A 16,913-nucleotide genomic window follows, 5' to 3' on the forward strand; every position below is an offset into this window, starting at 1 on the left:
AGAAGACCATGAATCAAGAGATTATGAATCTTTTCAATCCGACGACGCCGGCTCAGGTCTTCGACCAGATCCGGATTTCGATCGCGTCTCCGGAGAAGATTCTGTCCTGGTCGTACGGCGAGATCAAGAAGCCGGAGACCATCAACTACCGCACCTTCAAGCCGGAGCGTGACGGCCTGTTCTGCGCGCGCATCTTCGGGCCGATCAAGGACTACGAGTGCCTGTGCGGCAAGTACAAGCGGATGAAGTACAAGGGCATCATCTGCGAGAAGTGCTCGGTCGAGGTGACGCTGTCGCGCGTCCGGCGCGAGCGCATGGGCCATATCGAGCTGGCGGCGCCGGTCGCCCACATCTGGTTCCTGAAGTCGCTGCCGTCGCGCATCGGCCTGCTGCTCGACATGACGCTGAAGGATCTCGAGCGGATCCTGTACTTCGAATATTACGTCGTTCTCGAGCCGGGTCTGACCGCGCTGAAGGACCGTCAGCTGCTGTCGGAAGACGAGTATCTGAAGGCGCAGGACGAGTACGGCCAGGACAGCTTCACCGCCATGATCGGCGCTGAAGCAATCCGCGAGCTGCTCAAGGGGCTCGAGCTCGAAAAGCTCGAGGCGACGCTGCGTGCCGACATGGCGGAGACTGACTCCGACATCAAGCACAAGAAGCTCGCCAAGCGTCTGAAGATCGTCGAGGCCTTCCGCGTCTCCGGCAACAAGCCGGAATGGATGATCATGACGGTGGTGCCGGTGATTCCGCCGGACCTGCGTCCGCTGGTGCCGCTCGACGGCGGCCGGTTCGCAACCTCCGACCTCAACGACCTTTATCGCCGCGTCATCAACCGCAACAACCGCTTGAAGCGGCTGATGGAGCTGCGTGCGCCTGACATCATCATCCGCAACGAAAAGCGCATGCTGCAGGAGGCCGTCGACGCGCTGTTCGACAACGGCCGCCGCGGCCGCGTCATCACCGGCGCCAACAAGCGCCCGCTGAAGTCGCTCGCCGACATGCTGAAGGGCAAGCAGGGCCGGTTCCGTCAGAACCTGCTCGGCAAGCGCGTCGACTATTCGGGCCGTTCGGTGATCGTGGTCGGTCCCGAGCTGCGCCTGCATCAGTGCGGCCTGCCGAAGAAGATGGCGCTCGAGCTGTTCAAGCCGTTCATCTACTCGCGGCTCGACGCCAAGGGTCTGTCCACCACGGTGAAGCAGGCCAAGAAGCTGGTCGAGAAGGAGCGTCCGGAGGTCTGGGATATCCTCGACGAGGTGATCCGCGAGCATCCGGTGCTGCTCAACCGCGCGCCGACGCTGCATCGCCTCGGCATCCAGGCGTTCGAGCCGGTGCTGATCGAGGGCAAGGCGATCCAGCTGCATCCGCTGGTCTGCGCCGCCTTCAACGCCGACTTCGACGGCGACCAGATGGCCGTGCACGTTCCGCTGTCGCTCGAAGCGCAGCTGGAAGCGCGCGTCCTGATGATGTCGACCAACAACATCCTGCATCCCGCGAACGGCCAGCCGATCATCGTGCCGTCGCAGGACATCGTGCTCGGTCTCTACTACGTCTCGATCATGCGCGAAGGCCTGCCCGGCGAGGGCAAGATCTTCGGCGACATGGCCGAGCTCGAGCACGCTCTGCATTCGAAGGTCATCCACCTCCACACCAAGATCAAGTACCGGTGGGAAGGCCTCGACGAGGAAGGCAAGATGTCCAAGCGGTGGATCGAAACCACCGCGGGCCGCGTCATGCTCGGCAACCTGCTGCCGAAGAGCACCAAGATCTCGTACGACATCATCAACAAGCTGATGACCAAGCGCGAGATCTCCGGCGTGATCGACCAGGTCTACCGTCACTGCGGTCAGAAGGAGACGGTGATCTTCTGCGACCGCATCATGGCGCTCGGCTTCTACAACGCCTTCAAGGCGGGCATCTCGTTCGGCAAGGACGACATGGTCGTGCCGGCGTCGAAGTGGAAGATCGTCGACGCGACCCGTACGCTGGCGAAGGATTTCGAGCAGCAGTACAATGACGGTCTGATCACCCACGGCGAGAAGTACAACAAGGTCGTCGACGCCTGGTCGAAGGCCGGTGAAGAAGTCGCCAAGGCGATGATGAAGGAGATCTCGTCCGTCAAGAAGACGGCGAGCGGAGCGGAAGCCGAAGTGAACTCCATCTACATGATGGCACACTCCGGTGCGCGTGGTTCGCCGGCGCAGATGCGCCAGCTCGCCGGCATGCGCGGTCTGATGGCCAAGCCGTCGGGCGAGATCATCGAGACGCCGATCATTTCCAACTTCAAGGAAGGTCTGTCGGTGCTCGAGTACTTCAACTCGACCCACGGCGCCCGCAAGGGCCTCGCGGACACCGCGTTGAAGACCGCGAACTCCGGCTACCTGACCCGCCGTCTGGTCGACGTCGCGCAGGACTGCATCATCACGCAGACCGATTGCGGCACCAAGCTCGGCATCAAGATGCGCGCCATCGTCGATGCCGGCACGGTCGTTGCCTCGCTCGGCTCGCGCATCCTGGGCCGTACGGCCTGCGATGACGTGCGCGATCCCGCCACCAACGAGATTGTCGTCAAGCGCGACACGTTGATGGAGGAGACCCATGTCGACGCGATCCAGCAGGCCGGCATCCAGGAAGTGAAGATCCGCTCGGCACTGACCTGCGAGCTGATCAACGGCATCTGCGCCAAGTGCTACGGCCGCGATCTGGCCCGCGGCACCCCGGTCAACCACGGTGAGGCCGTCGGCGTCATCGCGGCGCAGTCGATCGGTGAACCCGGCACGCAGCTGACGATGCGCACGTTCCACATCGGCGGCGCCGCCCAGCTCAACGAGCAGTCGTTCGTCGAATCGAACTTCGACGGCAAGATCGTGATCAGGAACAAGGCCATCGCCCGCAACAGCGAAGGCAATCTGGTCGCGATGGTGCGCAACATGGTCGTTGCGATCGTCGATGCCGACGGCACCGAGCGTGCAACCCACCGTATTCAGTACGGTTCGAAGATGCACGTCGACGAAGGCGACACCGTCAAGCGCGGCCAGCGCATCGCGGAGTGGGATCCTTATACCCGCCCGGTGCTCACCGAAGTCGAGGGCACGATCGGTTTCGAGGATCTGGTCGAAGGCCAGTCGATCTCGGAAACGCTCGACGAATCGACCGGTATCGCCAAGCGCGTGGTCATCGACTGGCGCACGACGCGCGGCGGTTCGGACCTGCGCCCGGCCATCGTGGTCAAGGGCAAGGACGGCAAGGTGCTGAAGCTCGCGCGTGGCGGCGACGCCCGCTACATGCTTTCGGTCGACGCCATTCTGTCGGTCGATACCGGCGCGAAGGTGATGTCCGGCGACATCCTGGCGCGTATCTCGACCGAGAGCGCCAAGACGCGTGACATCACCGGCGGTCTGCCGCGGGTGGCGGAACTGTTCGAGGCTCGCAAGCCGAAGGATGCGGCGATCATCGCGGAGACCGCGGGAACGATCCGCTTCGGCCGCGACTACAAGAACAAGCGCCGCATCTCGATCGAGCCGATGGACAAGACCGAGGAGCCGCGCGAGTACCTGATCCCGAAGGGCAAGCACATCCACCTTCAGGACGGCGACATCGTCGAAAAGGGCGATTTCATCGTCGAAGGCAACCCGGCGCCGCACGACATCCTGGCGATCAAGGGCATCGAGGAACTCGCTGCCTATCTGGTCAACGAAATCCAGGAGGTCTACCGGTTGCAGGGCGTGCTGATCAACGACAAGCACATCGAGGTGATTGTCCGTCAGATGCTGCAGAAGGTCGAAGTCACCGACCAGGGCGACACCGACATGATCTCGGGCGAGCAGGTCGACAAGATCGAGTTCGACGCGCTCAACACCAAGACCAAGGAGGAGGGCAAGAAGCCCGCCACGGGGACGCCGGTTCTGCTCGGCATCACCAAGGCGAGCTTGCAGACCCGCTCCTTCTTCTCGGCGGCGTCGTTCCAGGAGACCACACGCGTGCTCACCGAAGCGGCCGTCAACGGCAAGGTGGACCCGCTCGAGGGCCTCAAGGAGAACGTCATTGTCGGCCGCCTGATCCCGGCCGGCACCGGTGCCTCGATGGCGCGGATCCGCGAAGTCGCGGTCAAGCGCGACAAGCTGATCCTCGACGAGCGCGAGAAGCAGCAGGCGGCGATCGTGCCGACGGCTCCGGAAGCGGAGCCGCTGGCGCTGCCGCCCGCGGAATAGGCACCCGCAAGACTACGGTAGTCAGCGAGAAGGCCGGCGTTCTGCCGGCCTTTTTGTTGCTTTCTTCCCTTGCTGCGGTGCAGGGACGCAGTTTGTTCATCTTCCCTTCAGGCAAAAAAGTGCCTTTGCTAGGGTGACTTAGACCGGCTGTTTGGCTCGTGCCGGAGACGACGGAATCGATATGCTCGACTTGGCGATTGTAGGCGGCGGCCCCGGGGGGCTGATGAGCGCCTGGTATCTGAAGCGCAAACTCGGCGATCTCTGCCGCATCACCATCTTCGAGGCGTCGAACCGTCTCGGGGGCAAGATCGTCACGCGCAAATTCGACACTGCGCCTGCGATGTACGAGGCCGGCGTCGCCGAGATCTACGACTACTCGATGACGGGACCCGACCCGCTGCGCGAGCTGATCCAGCATTTCGGCCTGCAGACGATCCCGATGGATGCCGAGCAGGTGCAACTGGACGGCGAACTGCTGGCCGACGTTCCCGGCATGCGCCGCAAATACGGTGCGAAGACCGCGGCCGCAATCGAGGCGTTCCGCAAGCGCTGCAGCGAGCTGGTGTCGCCGATCGAGTATTACGAGGGCGTCGGCGCCCACGACAACGAACATCCCTGGGCCTACAAGACCGCCGAGCAGATCCTCGACGAAGAGGTCGAGGACGTGACCGCCAAGCGGTTCTTCAAGGTGATGGCGCGCTCCGACCTCGCGACCGAGACCCACAACACCAACGGCCTCAACGCGCTGAAGAACTACGTGATGGACGTCGACGGCTATATCGGCCTGTATTCGATCCAGAACGGCAACGAGCAGCTGATCGATTGCCTGCGCTCGGAGGTCAGTGCCGACATCCAGCTCAACCATCGCGTCCTCAAGGTCGGCAAGACCGCAACCGGCCGCTACCAGCTCAACATGATGAACGGCAAGGGGCCGGAGACGCGCGACTTCGACCTCGTGCTGGTCTGCCTGCCGCACTCCTGGCTCGCCACCATGCGCTGGGACGGCGAGCAGCTGCGCAAGTCGATGGTCAAGCACGTCGCCTATTTCGATCGGCCGGCGCACTATCTGCGGGTCTCGATCCTGTTCGACGAGCCGTTCTGGGGCGAGAAGATCCCGGGCGCCTGGTTCATGTCGGAAGCGTTCGGCGGCTGCTGCGTCTACAATGAGGGCGCGCGCCACGATGTCGGCAAGCACGGCGTGCTGAACTGGCTGATCGCCGGCTCCGACGCGCTCGCCTTCGCCAATCTCAGCGACGAGGAGCTGATCGACGCCGCGCTGAAGTCGCTGCCGGCCTCGCTCGGCGATGCGCGCGCGCATTTCCTCGAGGGCAAGACCCATCGCTGGCTGTCGTCGGTCAACGCGCTGCCGGGCGGCCTGCCGGTGCGCGACGTCATGACCAACCACCGCCCCGATCCGAAGGAGCACCCCGGCATCGTGGTGGTCGGCGACTATCTGTTCGATTCGACGTTGAACGGGCTGCTGGATTCCTCCGATGCCGCGACCGACATCATCGTCACCGAGATGATGCGGCTGCGCCGCGCCCGCGCGCAGGACGAAGGCGCGCTGTCCGACAAGATCGACCGCAACTATTTCGAGAATTATCGCGGCGCCGGCCCCTACAGTGAAGCCTGGCGCAATTTCACCGACCCGGCCTATCTGACCGACCTGATCAAGACGGTGTGGGGCAGGGTGAAGGGCTACAAGCTCCTGATCGCCGGCTCCGCCAGCGGCGAGCTGGTCGGCGCGCTGCGCGAACGCGGCATCGATGCCTGGGGCATCGAGAACAACCGCTACATCCACGGCAAGACGCCGAAGGCGCTCAAGAAGTACAACAAGCTCGGCTCGATCGCCGACATGCCGTTCAAGGACAATGAGTTCGACTTCGTGTTCGAGACCTCGCTGTGCCATCTCGGCGAGAAGCAGGTGGCGCGCGGGGTGCGCGAGCTCAACCGCGTGGTCAAGACCGGCGTCGTGTTCGCGTCGGTGACCTCGGACATGGCGCCGGCGGTGATCGATCGCTACGACCTGCTGCGCGGCGTGAAGAAGCTCGGCACCTGGTGGGAATGGTCGGAATTGTTCTTCGGCAACGGCTTCGACCTGTCGATGCACCGCCGCGACTGCACCGATGCGCTGTGGACGTTGACGCTTGCCGCCAACAAGGGGCCGGGGCAGTGGTACGCCGACTCCGACAGCCTGCGCTATTCCTTCTTCGACAAGGTCGAGGCCGACCTCGACGACTAGCGGCAACGCGGCGTTGCAGTAATCTCGAATCCACCGGACCGCGCGCCGCGCCGTTGCAAACGCTTTGCCGAATTCATTGTGATCGCATAGGATTGTACCGGCAGCGTTCGCCGCTGCGGTTTCGATTTGCGGTCATGCCGGCCGTGGAGCATCGGTTGGTTTCATGGCGCCAAGACCTCCTGCATCAGACGATCCGAATCGATCGGCAGCCGACGATCCCGAGCTGAAGAAGAAGTCTGCCGCGGCGGCCGGTTCGCCGGCGGCAACGGCCTCCGCCAAGCCGGCCTCCATCAAGCCGGCCGCCGCGCCCGACGACGACGAAGATGATGAGGACGAGGACGACGAGTTCGAGCTCGATGACGATGATGACGAGGACCTCGTCGTTTTCACCGCCAAGGAAGCCGCCGGCGCGCTCTCCACGATCTATGGCTTCGTCAAGCCGATCCTGACCAACTACAAGAAGCCGCTTGCTTGCGTCGCCATCGGCGTGCTGGTCGAGACGTTGTTCAACGTCATCATGCCGCTCAGCCTGAAATTCCTGATCGACGACGCGCTCGGCGAGGAGGATTTCCAGGCCCTTTACAAGATCCTTGGCGTGCTCGCGGTTGCCGGCATCGTCACCTCGATCATCGCGGTCTGGTACGAGCGCTGGGATGCGCGGCTTGGCGCGGGCATCATCGCCGACGTCCGGACCCGCATCTTCGACCACGTCCAGAACCTGCCGTCGGCCTATTTCGCGCGCACCAAGCGCGGCGAGATCCTGTCGCGTTTCTCGATCGATCTGTCGGCCTTCGAGGGCTCGGTCAAGACCTTCGCCAACAGCGCGGCGCTGCCTGGCCTGGAATTGGTCGCCGGCATCATCCTGATGCTGTTCCTGAACTGGCAGCTTGCCGTGGTCGCCCTGCTGGTGTTTCCGATCACGCTGATCGGGCCGCGCATCCTGACGCCGAAGGCGGTGCTGGCCAATTACGAGCAGAAGCAGAACGAGGCAGCGCTGCTCGGCATGGTGCAGGAGAACGTCGCTGCCCAGGCGGTGGTCAAGGCGTTCAACCTGCAGCGCCGCGCGCTCGGCTGGTTCACGCTGCGCAACCGCGACGTCCGCGCCAAGGCCGCGTCAGCCATGTTCCTGTCGACCATGGTGGAGCGCACCGTCACCATTTCGGTGCTGCTGCTCCACCTCGTCGTGTTGGCGATCGGCGCCTATCTCGCCACCAAGGGGCAGATCACGGTCGGTACCTTCGTGACCTTCGAGAGCGCGTTCTGGGAGGTGTCGTACAACATCGCCCATCTCATGCATTTCATCCCGGTGTCGATCCAGTCCGCTGCGGCAGTGCGGCACATCCAGGAGCTGCTCGACGAGCCGACCCGTGGCGCCGACCGTCCCGGAGCGCCGGACCTGCCGCGCATCACCAACGACATCTCTTTCGACCGCGTCACCTTCCAGTATGAGGGGGCGCAGACGCCGGTGCTCGACAATCTCAGCCTCAAGCTCAATGCCGGCAAGAGCATTGCGATCGTCGGTCCCAGCGGCTCCGGCAAGAGCACGCTGATCAACCTGATCCTTCGGCTCTACGTGCCTGACGAGGGCCGCGTCGCCATCGACGGCGTCGACATCCGCCGGGTGACGCGCGAGTCGCTACGCGCCAGCATGGCGGTCGTGTTCCAGGAAAACATGCTGTTCAACATGTCGATCCGCGAGAACATCCGGCTCGGCAAGGAAGGGGCCACCGACGCGGAGGTCGAGGACGCCGCGAAGAAAGCCGAGATCCATCGCTACATCATGAGCCTGCCGCAGCGCTACGACACGCCGGTCGGTGAGCGCGGCGATACACTGTCCGGCGGCCAGCGCCAGCGCATCGCGATCGCGCGCGCGATCATCCGCAACCCGTCGGTGCTGCTGCTCGACGAGGCGACCTCGGCGCTCGACCAGACCACGGAAGCGGCGATCAACCGCACGCTGCTCAAGGTCGCGGAGGGCCGCACCATGATCTGGTCGACGCACCGCCTGACCTCGGTGGTCGAGATGGACGAGATCATCGTGATCTCAGGCGGCCAGGCGATCGAGCGCGGCTCGCACGAGGAGCTGCTAGCGCGGAATGGCGCCTACCGCACGCTGTGGGACGATCAGGGGCACAAGCATCACGACGCGGCCGACGAGGATGACGACGACGCGGACGATGATGAAGACGACGAGGATGAGGACGACGACGAGGAGGCGTGATATCCGCCCCGTTGCTCATGACGTCCGATGGTTACGCCCTGTCCGTGGCGTGCGGACGTTGCCGGAAGTGACTGGCCGGCCGTGCCGCCGACGCCGCCTGCGGGCGCTGCAGCCGGCGCAGCGAGCCCCGGCCGAGATAACCGAAGAAGCGGGCCCAGCGCTGGGCTTGCCAATAGGGCCCGCTGCCGATCGACACCTCACGGAAGTTGAACGCCTTGGCGTTCGACCAGGCGTCGCATTCCGTCTTGACCGGATCGTCGTAGAACGCCGTGATCTTCTCCTCGCCCATGCCGTCGGTCGCAAGCCAGTTCGGGATATGGACGTTGCAGAGCTGGGACACGTCGGTGAACACCTTGTCGGTCCCGGTGCCGGTGACGGGGCAGGTGCTGGCGAAGGCGTCGCCGACCAGCACGACGCCGGCCTGCCGATAGCCGGTGCTGACATAGACATCGGCGGGCCTGATCTTGATGTCGCCGGCGACGCCGAATTCGCCGGTGAGCCGGCGCAGCCGTGGCAGCGCGGCATTCAGCGTCTCGACCGGATTGCGCCGCATCGCGCGCAGCCACGGATCGTCGGCCGGGCGGTAGGTGAAGAGGTTGGCGCGCATCCGGTTTCCGACCGGAAACAGCGTGATGTAGGGGATGCGGTCGCTCGGCCGCTCCGAGAAATAGGTCATGGCCGCGAACGGGAAGGCGGGGCGGCCGACGGGGACGAAGTCGAAGCCGAGCGAGATCGAGTGGCAGAAGCTGGTCACCAGCCGCTCGATGCCGAGCGTCCGGCGCAGCCCGACATTCAGGCCGTTGGCGAGCACCACGAGGCGCGCCGAGATTTCCTCGCCGCCCGAGAGCACCAGCCGCTGCCGCTCCGAACTGGCGGCGACGTTCACGACCTTGTCGCGGATGAATTCGGCCGGCGCGGCGATCTCGGCTCGAATCGCGGTGATCAGCGCGTCGTACATGATGCCGTATTGCCGGCTCGGCTGCCGGTCGAGCAGGTGGCCGAATCGCGCGATCCAGTTCTCGCCGTCCAGCGTCGCCGAGCGCAGTACGGATTCGGCAAGGCCGGTCCTGGCGAATCGCGCGAGCTGGAGGTCGCCGCCGATCTTTTCGACGCGGAAGTCGAATGGATAGGCCTGATGGGGGTCGATCACGACGGTCGGTATCCCGGCACGGCCGAGCATGGCGGCCGCGGTCGAGCCCGCAAGACCTCCGCCGATGATCGCGATGTCGGTGTACCGCATGACGTTTTCCGTGGCCGTAGACCGCAATTTTTGCGCTGCGAATGGCAAATAAAGGCTTAGTTTCGAAATTCGCCTTCGGGTCCAAGTTGGGGAGAATTGTTTCTAATCATATTTTATCCGGGTATAATGTGATTCCACTGGCGTACCGGAGATTCGGATTCGGGTGAGGGGAGTCGCAGACGCTGTCGTATTTCGACGCCCGGCGAGTGGCGCGAAATGCGAAATCTGCAAGCGCCAGAGGTGTTTCTTTGCTTGTCGTTTTGCTTGACTTCATTATCTCTCGCTTATACAAGGCCCTCACTTAACGACAGGCGGTGAGCTACGCTAGCGTCGGAACGGAACACCCAAAGGCCCTTTTTCAGGCGCCGGACGGGCACCAACCTCGACGAATGCCGCTCAAACGCTGTCGATGATAGCTAGGCAATGCCAGGACGATTTTGGTTCTCTTGAGCACGTCCTCTTGAGAGTGAATTCGGATGCATGACCTCGGTGGCGGACCGGACAGCGAACGCTGAACGGTTCGGAATCGCGGTCCTCTGTGGCGTCGATGCGCTTTCCGCTCAGTGATGAGTGGTTGGCGCGATTTCGCTTTGCGCGGGTGCTTGTTCCGCGTCGAGCGGGCCGTACGGGACGGCAAGTCCTGAGAAGAAATTTGCGGAGCCAGTCAAGGTTTCCGCGCGAACTAAAGGGTGAAGGCTGCATGCCGACGATCAACCAGCTGATCGCAAAACCACGTGAAGTGCAGAAGTCGCGCAAGAAGGTGCCGGCGCTGCAGCAGTCGCCGCAGAAGCGCGGCGTGTGCACGCGCGTCTACACCACGACCCCGAAGAAGCCGAACTCGGCGCTTCGTAAGGTCGCCAAGGTGCGCCTGACCAACGGTTTCGAGGTGATCGGCTACATCCCGGGTGAAGGCCATAATCTGCAGGAGCACTCGGTGGTCATGATCCGCGGCGGCCGCGTCAAGGACTTGCCCGGTGTGCGCTACCACATCCTCCGTGGCGTGCTGGATACCCAGGGCGTCAAGAACCGTAAGCAGCGTCGTTCGAAGTACGGCGCGAAGCGTCCGAAGTAAGCGGGAAACGATCAGATGTCGCGTCGCCATTCTGCTGAGAAGCGTGAAGTTCTTCCGGATCCGAAGTTCGGGAACATCATCATTACGAAGTTCATGAACTCGGTGATGTACGCCGGGAAGAAGTCGGTCGCCGAAAACATCGTCTACGGTGCGCTCGGCATGATCGAGGCCAAGACCAAGCAGCCCCCGCTCGGCGTGTTCGAGCAGGCGCTCGAGAACGTGATGCCGACCATCGAGGTTCGTTCCCGCCGCGTCGGTGGTGCGACCTACCAGGTGCCGGTGGAAGTCCGCTCGGTGCGCCGGCAGGCGCTCGGCATCCGCTGGCTGATCTCGGCCGCTCGTGAGCGCAACGAGAAGACCATGACGGAGCGTCTCTCGGCGGAACTGCTCGACGCCTCGAACAATCGCGGCAACGCCGTCAAGAAGCGTGAAGACGTGCACCGGATGGCGGAAGCCAACCGTGCCTTCTCGCACTATCGCTGGTAACGGCGAAACACGGAATTTAAGGAACAGCCTATGCCTCGCGTTCATGCCATAGAGAACTACCGCAACTTCGGTATCATGGCGCATATCGATGCCGGCAAGACCACGACCACCGAGCGTATCCTCTATTACACCGGCAAGAGCCACAAGATCGGCGAAGTGCACGAAGGTGCCGCGACGATGGACTGGATGGAGCAGGAGCAGGAGCGTGGCATCACGATCACCTCGGCTGCGACCACTGCGTTCTGGAACGGCAAGCGCCTGAACATCATCGACACTCCCGGCCACGTCGACTTCACCATTGAAGTCGAGCGTTCGCTGCGCGTGCTCGACGGCGCCGTTTGCGTGCTCGACTCCAACCAGGGTGTCGAGCCGCAGACCGAAACCGTCTGGCGCCAGGGCGACAAGTACAAGGTTCCGCGCATCGTCTTCGCCAACAAGATGGACAAGACCGGCGCCGACTTCTTCAAGTGCCTGTCCGACATCGTCGACCGCCTCGGCGCCAAGCCGATCGCGATCCAGCTTCCGATCGGTGCCGAGAACAACTTCAAGGGTCTCGTCGACCTGGTCGTCATGAAGGGCATCGTCTGGAACGATGAATCGCTCGGCGCCAAGTTCGACTACGTCGATATCCCGGAAGACATGGTCGAGCAGGCCAAGGAATACCGCGAGAAGATGGTGGAAGCCGCCGTCGAACTCGACGACGATGCTCTGGCTGCCTTCCTCGACGGCAAGGAGCCGGACGAGGCGACCCTGAAGCGTCTGATCCGCAAGGCGGTGCTGACCGGTGCGTTCTATCCGGTGCTGTGCGGCTCCGCGTTCAAGAACAAGGGCGTTCAGCCGCTGCTCGACGCCGTGGTCGACTACCTGCCGTCGCCGGTCGACGTGCCCGCGATCAAGGGCATCGATGATGACGGCAACGAAGTCGTGCGCAAGGCGGACGACAAGGAGCCGCTGGCGCTGCTCGCATTCAAGATCATGGACGATCCTTTCGTCGGCACCATCACGTTCTGCCGCATCTATTCCGGCGTCCTGCAGTCGGGCACCGGCGTGGTGAACTCGACCCGCGAGAAGAAGGAGCGGATCGGCCGCATGCTGCTGATGCATGCGAACAACCGCGAAGACATCAAGGAAGCCTATGCCGGCGACATCGTCGCGCTGGCTGGCCTGAAGGAAGCGCGCACCGGTGACACGCTGTGCGATCCCGACAAGCCGGTCATCCTCGAGAAGATGGAATTCCCGGAGCCGGTGATCGAGATCGCGATCGAGCCGAAGTCGAAGGCCGACCAGGAAAAGCTGGGCGTGGCGTTGGCGAAGCTCGCCGCGGAGGATCCGTCGTTCCGCGTGTCGACCGACCAGGAGTCCGGCCAGACCATTCTCAAGGGCATGGGCGAACTCCATCTCGACATCAAGGTCGACATCCTCAGGCGCACCTACAAGGTCGACGCCAACATCGGCGCGCCGCAGGTGGCGTTCCGCGAGCGCGTAACCAAGAAGGCCGAGGTTAAGTACACGCACAAGAAGCAGACCGGCGGTACCGGTCAGTTCGCCGAAGTGTCGATCGTCGTCGAGCCGAACGAGCCCGGCAAGGGCTATGAGTTCGAATCGAAGATCGTCGGCGGTGCGGTGCCGAAGGAATACATTCCCGGCGTCGAAAAGGGCCTCAACAGCGTGATGGGCTCCGGCGTCGTCGCCGGCTTCCCGGTGGTGGACGTCAAGGTGCAGCTGGTCGACGGCAAGTATCACGACGTCGACTCGTCGGCGCTGGCGTTCGAAATCGCGTCGCGGGCTGCGTTCCGCGAGGCGCTGACGAAGGGCAAGTCCGTTCTGCTCGAGCCGATCATGAAGGTCGAGGTGGTGACCCCGGAAGACTACACCGGTTCGGTCATCGGCGACCTGAATTCGCGGCGCGGCCAGATCCAGGGTCAAGACATGCGCGGCAACGCCAACGTCATCAATGCGATGGTGCCGCTCATGAACATGTTCGGTTACGTGAACAACCTGCGCTCGATGAGCCAGGGTCGCGCGACCTTCACAATGCAGTTCGATCACTACGCCGAAGCACCGGCGAACGTGTCGGCTGAAGTCCAGAAAAAGTTTGCTTGATTGTCGTTGGTTAGCAACTGACGACTGAACGGAGAGTCAAATGGCCAAAGCAAAATTCGAGCGTAACAAGCCCCACTGCAACATCGGCACCATTGGTCACGTCGACCATGGCAAGACCTCGCTGACCGCAGCGATCACCAAGGTGCTTGCAGAAACCGGCGGCGCGACGTTCACCGCCTACGACCAGATCGACAAGGCGCCGGAAGAGAAGGCCCGCGGCATCACGATCTCGACCGCACACGTCGAGTACGAGACGCAGAACCGCCACTACGCGCACGTCGACTGCCCCGGCCACGCCGACTACGTGAAGAACATGATCACCGGTGCCGCCCAGATGGACGGCGCGATCCTGGTCGTGTCGGCCGCTGACGGCCCGATGCCGCAGACCCGTGAGCACATCCTGCTCGCCCGCCAGGTCGGCGTGCCCGCGCTCGTCGTGTTCCTCAACAAGTGCGACATGGTCGACGATCCGGAACTGCTCGAGCTGGTCGAGATGGAAGTTCGCGAACTGCTCTCGAAGTACGAGTTCCCGGGCGACGATATTCCGATCATCAAGGGTTCGGCGCTCGCCGCCCTCGAAGACAAGGACAAGGCCCTCGGCCACGACGCCATCCTCGAGCTGATGAAGCAGGTTGACGCCTACATTCCGCAGCCGGAGCGTCCGATCGACCAGCCGTTCCTGATGCCGGTTGAAGACGTGTTCTCGATCTCGGGCCGCGGCACCGTCGTCACCGGCCGTGTCGAGCGCGGCATCGTCAAGGTCGGCGAGGAAATCGAGATCGTCGGTATCCGCGCCACCCAGAAGACCATCGTCACCGGCGTCGAGATGTTCCGCAAGCTGCTCGATCAGGGCCAGGCCGGCGACAACATCGGTGCGCTGCTCCGCGGCACCAAGCGCGAGGAAGTCGAGCGTGGCCAGGTGCTGTGCAAGCCCGGTTCGGTGAAGCCGCACACCAAGTTCAAGGCTGAGGCTTACATCCTCACCAAGGAAGAGGGCGGTCGTCACACCCCGTTCTTCACCAACTACCGTCCGCAGTTCTACTTCCGCACCACCGACGTGACCGGCGTTGTGCACCTGCCCGAAGGCACCGAGATGGTGATGCCGGGCGACAACATCGCGATGGAAGTGCACCTGATCGTGCCGATCGCGATGGAAGAGAAGCTGCGCTTCGCGATCCGCGAAGGCGGCCGCACCGTCGGCGCCGGCGTCGTCGCCGCCATCATCGAGTAAGGGTGGATCAGTCAGTTTGCAGCGGGTGGGTTCGCCCACCCGCCGCTCACCACTCGCTATTCGCTAATCGAGCGACGAAGAAAGAGATACGGCAATGAACGGCCAAAACATTCGCATCCGTCTCAAGGCGTTCGACCATCGAATCCTCGATACGTCGACCCGTGAGATCGTGAACACGGCGAAGCGCACCGGTGCGCAGGTTCGCGGACCGATTCCGCTGCCGACCCGCATCGAGAAGTTCACCGTCAACCGTTCGCCGCACGTTGACAAGAAGAGCCGCGAGCAATTCGAGATGCGCACCCACAAGCGCCTCCTCGACATTGTCGACCCGACCCCGCAGACCGTCGATGCGCTGATGAAGCTCGACCTGGCCGCCGGTGTCGACGTCGAGATCAAGCTCTAAGGTTTTGGATTTTTACGTCCGCCGCTTGCGGACAGAAAGACAGGAAGCACGCCGATGCGCTCCGGAGTGATCGCACAGAAGGTCGGGATGACGCGGGTCTTTACGGAGACCGGCGAGCATATCCCTGTGACCGTGCTGAAGTTGGGCAACTGCCAGGTGCTGGGCCACCGCACGACCGAGAAGAACGGCTATGTCGCTCTTCAGCTCGGCTCGGGCGCCCGCAAGACGGTGTACATGCCGAAGGCCGAACGCGGCCAGTTCGCGGTCGCCAAGGTCGAGCCGAAGCGCAAGGTTGCCGAGTTCCGCGTGTCCGAGGACGCGCTGATCCCGGTTGGCGCGGAGATCCAGGCGGACCATTTCGTGGTCGGCCAGTTTGTCGACGTGACCGGCACCTCGATCGGTAAGGGTTTCGCCGGCGGCATGAAGCGCTGGAATTTCGGCGGTCTGCGCGCCACCCACGGCGTGTCGGTCTCGCACCGCTCGATCGGTTCGACCGGTGGCCGTCAGGACCCCGGCAAGACCTTCAAGAACAAGAAGATGCCCGGTCACATGGGCGTCGACCGCATCACCACGCTCAATCTGCGTGTGGTTTCGACCGACGTCGAGCGCGGCCTGATCCTCGTCGAAGGCGCCGTTCCCGGCTCCAAGGGCGGTTGGATCTCGGTGCGCGACGCGGTCAAGAAGCCGCTGCCGAAGGAAGCCCCGAAGCCTGGCAAGTTCAAGGTTGCCGGCGGCGAAGCTTCTGAGGCTGTGGCCGAGAAGGAGGGTGTGTGAGATGGAACTGAAAGTCACCACCCTTGAAGGCAAGGAAGCTGGTTCGGTCCAGCTGTCGGACGAGATCTTCGGTCTCGAGCCGCGCAAGGATATCATCCAGCGTTGCGTGCAGTGGCAGCTCAACAAGCGCCAGGCCGGCACCCACAAGGCGAAGGGTCGCGCCGAGATCTGGCGCACCGGCAAGAAGATGTACAAGCAGAAGGGCACCGGCGGCGCCCGTCACGGCTCGGCCCGCGTGCCGCAGTTCCGCGGCGGTGGCCGTGCCTTCGGTCCGGTTGTTCGCTCCCATGCGACCGACCTGCCGAAGAAGGTGCGCGCGCTCGCGCTGAAGCATGCGCTGTCGGCCAAGGCCAAGGACGGCGGGCTGATCGTGATCGACAATGCGCAGCTCGAGGCGGCCAAGACCAAGGCTCTGATCGGTCACTTCTCCGGCCTCGGCCTGACCAATGCGCTGATCATCGACGGCGCCGAGCTGCACAACGGTTTCGCGACCGCGGCCCGCAACATCCCGAACATCGACGTGCTGCCGATCCAGGGCATCAACGTCTACGACATTCTCCGCCGCCACAAGCTGGTGCTGACCAAGGCTGCGGTTGATGCGCTGGAGGCGCGCTTCAAATGAAGAACATCGATCCGCGCCACTACGACATCATCATCTCGCCGGTCGTGACGGAAAAGGCGACGCTCGCCTCCGAGCACAACAAGGTGCTGTTCAAGGTCGCCGGCAAGGCGACCAAGCCGCAGATCAAGGAAGCGGTCGAGAAGCTGTTCGACGTCAAGGTGAAGAGCGTCAACACCCTCGTCCGCAAGGGCAAGACCAAGGTGTTCCGCGGCAATCTCGGCTCGCAGTCGGACACCAAGCGCGCGATCGTGACCCTTGAAGAGGGCCACCGCATCGACGTGACTACCGGACTATAAGGCGCAACGACG

12 protein-coding genes are annotated in these 16,913 nt (G+C 63.3%); 11 read left to right on the forward strand and 1 reads right to left on the reverse strand.

Annotated elements, in window-relative coordinates:
- The first annotated feature begins 8 nt into the window (after positions 1–8).
- From rpoC to BraRD5C2_RS05595, 3 genes are all read left to right on the forward strand, one after another.
- The gene (rpoC, locus tag BraRD5C2_RS05585; RefSeq protein WP_223967330.1) at positions 9–4,211 is read left to right on the forward strand and encodes a DNA-directed RNA polymerase subunit beta'; all 4,203 of its coding nucleotides are present in this window, start codon (positions 9–11) and stop codon (positions 4,209–4,211) included.
- A 181-nt stretch (positions 4,212–4,392) separates the two neighbouring features.
- A complete protein-coding gene (locus BraRD5C2_RS05590) occupies positions 4,393–6,453 on the forward strand; it encodes an FAD-dependent oxidoreductase (RefSeq protein ID WP_223967331.1) in 2,061 nt (686 codons plus the stop codon).
- A gap of 163 nt (positions 6,454–6,616) precedes the next feature.
- On the forward strand, positions 6,617–8,674 hold the full coding sequence (locus tag BraRD5C2_RS05595) for an ABC transporter ATP-binding protein (RefSeq protein WP_223967332.1): 2,058 nt from the start codon (positions 6,617–6,619) through the stop codon (positions 8,672–8,674).
- A gap of 31 nt (positions 8,675–8,705) precedes the next feature.
- Here BraRD5C2_RS05595 and BraRD5C2_RS05600 read toward each other — a convergent pair whose 3' ends face one another.
- Entirely contained in the window at positions 8,706–9,914 is a 1,209-nt protein-coding gene (locus BraRD5C2_RS05600) for an FAD-dependent oxidoreductase (RefSeq protein ID WP_223967333.1), read from the reverse strand.
- Between the two features lie 700 nt (positions 9,915–10,614).
- On the opposite strand from BraRD5C2_RS05600, the gene rpsL reads away from it, so the two are divergent.
- The 8 genes from rpsL (at position 10,615) to BraRD5C2_RS05640 (ending at position 16,901) form a co-directional block, all read left to right on the forward strand.
- Positions 10,615–10,986 carry a 30S ribosomal protein S12 gene (rpsL, locus tag BraRD5C2_RS05605; protein ID WP_028168167.1) on the forward strand — a complete coding sequence of 124 codons (372 nt, stop codon included), beginning with the start codon at positions 10,615–10,617 and terminating at the stop codon, positions 10,984–10,986.
- A gap of 15 nt (positions 10,987–11,001) precedes the next feature.
- On the forward strand, positions 11,002–11,472 hold the full coding sequence (rpsG, locus tag BraRD5C2_RS05610; RefSeq protein WP_021081660.1) for a 30S ribosomal protein S7: 471 nt from the start codon (positions 11,002–11,004) through the stop codon (positions 11,470–11,472).
- Between the two features lie 30 nt (positions 11,473–11,502).
- The gene (gene fusA, locus BraRD5C2_RS05615; RefSeq protein WP_223967334.1) at positions 11,503–13,575 is read left to right on the forward strand and encodes an elongation factor G; all 2,073 of its coding nucleotides are present in this window, start codon (positions 11,503–11,505) and stop codon (positions 13,573–13,575) included.
- Positions 13,576–13,615: 40 nt separating this feature from the next.
- Complete coding sequence (tuf, locus tag BraRD5C2_RS05620) at positions 13,616–14,806, forward strand: elongation factor Tu (protein ID WP_223967335.1); 1,191 nt, start codon at positions 13,616–13,618, stop codon at positions 14,804–14,806.
- 94 nt (positions 14,807–14,900) lie between these two features.
- Complete coding sequence (gene rpsJ, locus BraRD5C2_RS05625) at positions 14,901–15,209, forward strand: 30S ribosomal protein S10 (RefSeq protein WP_002712302.1); 309 nt, start codon at positions 14,901–14,903, stop codon at positions 15,207–15,209.
- A 54-nt stretch (positions 15,210–15,263) separates the two neighbouring features.
- Positions 15,264–15,983 carry a 50S ribosomal protein L3 gene (gene rplC / locus BraRD5C2_RS05630; RefSeq protein WP_223967336.1) on the forward strand — a complete coding sequence of 240 codons (720 nt, stop codon included), beginning with the start codon at positions 15,264–15,266 and terminating at the stop codon, positions 15,981–15,983.
- Position 15,984: 1 nt separating this feature from the next.
- Positions 15,985–16,605 carry a 50S ribosomal protein L4 gene (gene rplD, locus BraRD5C2_RS05635; RefSeq protein ID WP_097675074.1) on the forward strand — a complete coding sequence of 207 codons (621 nt, stop codon included), beginning with the start codon at positions 15,985–15,987 and terminating at the stop codon, positions 16,603–16,605.
- Positions 16,602–16,901, forward strand: a complete 300-nt coding sequence (locus BraRD5C2_RS05640; protein WP_223967337.1) for a 50S ribosomal protein L23 — start codon at positions 16,602–16,604, stop codon at positions 16,899–16,901. Before rplD ends, BraRD5C2_RS05640 begins: the two co-directional genes overlap by 4 nt.
- Positions 16,902–16,913 lie beyond the last annotated feature (12 nt).

The organism is Bradyrhizobium sp. RD5-C2, assembly GCF_019972155.1.
GTDB lineage: Bacteria > Pseudomonadota > Alphaproteobacteria > Rhizobiales > Xanthobacteraceae > Bradyrhizobium.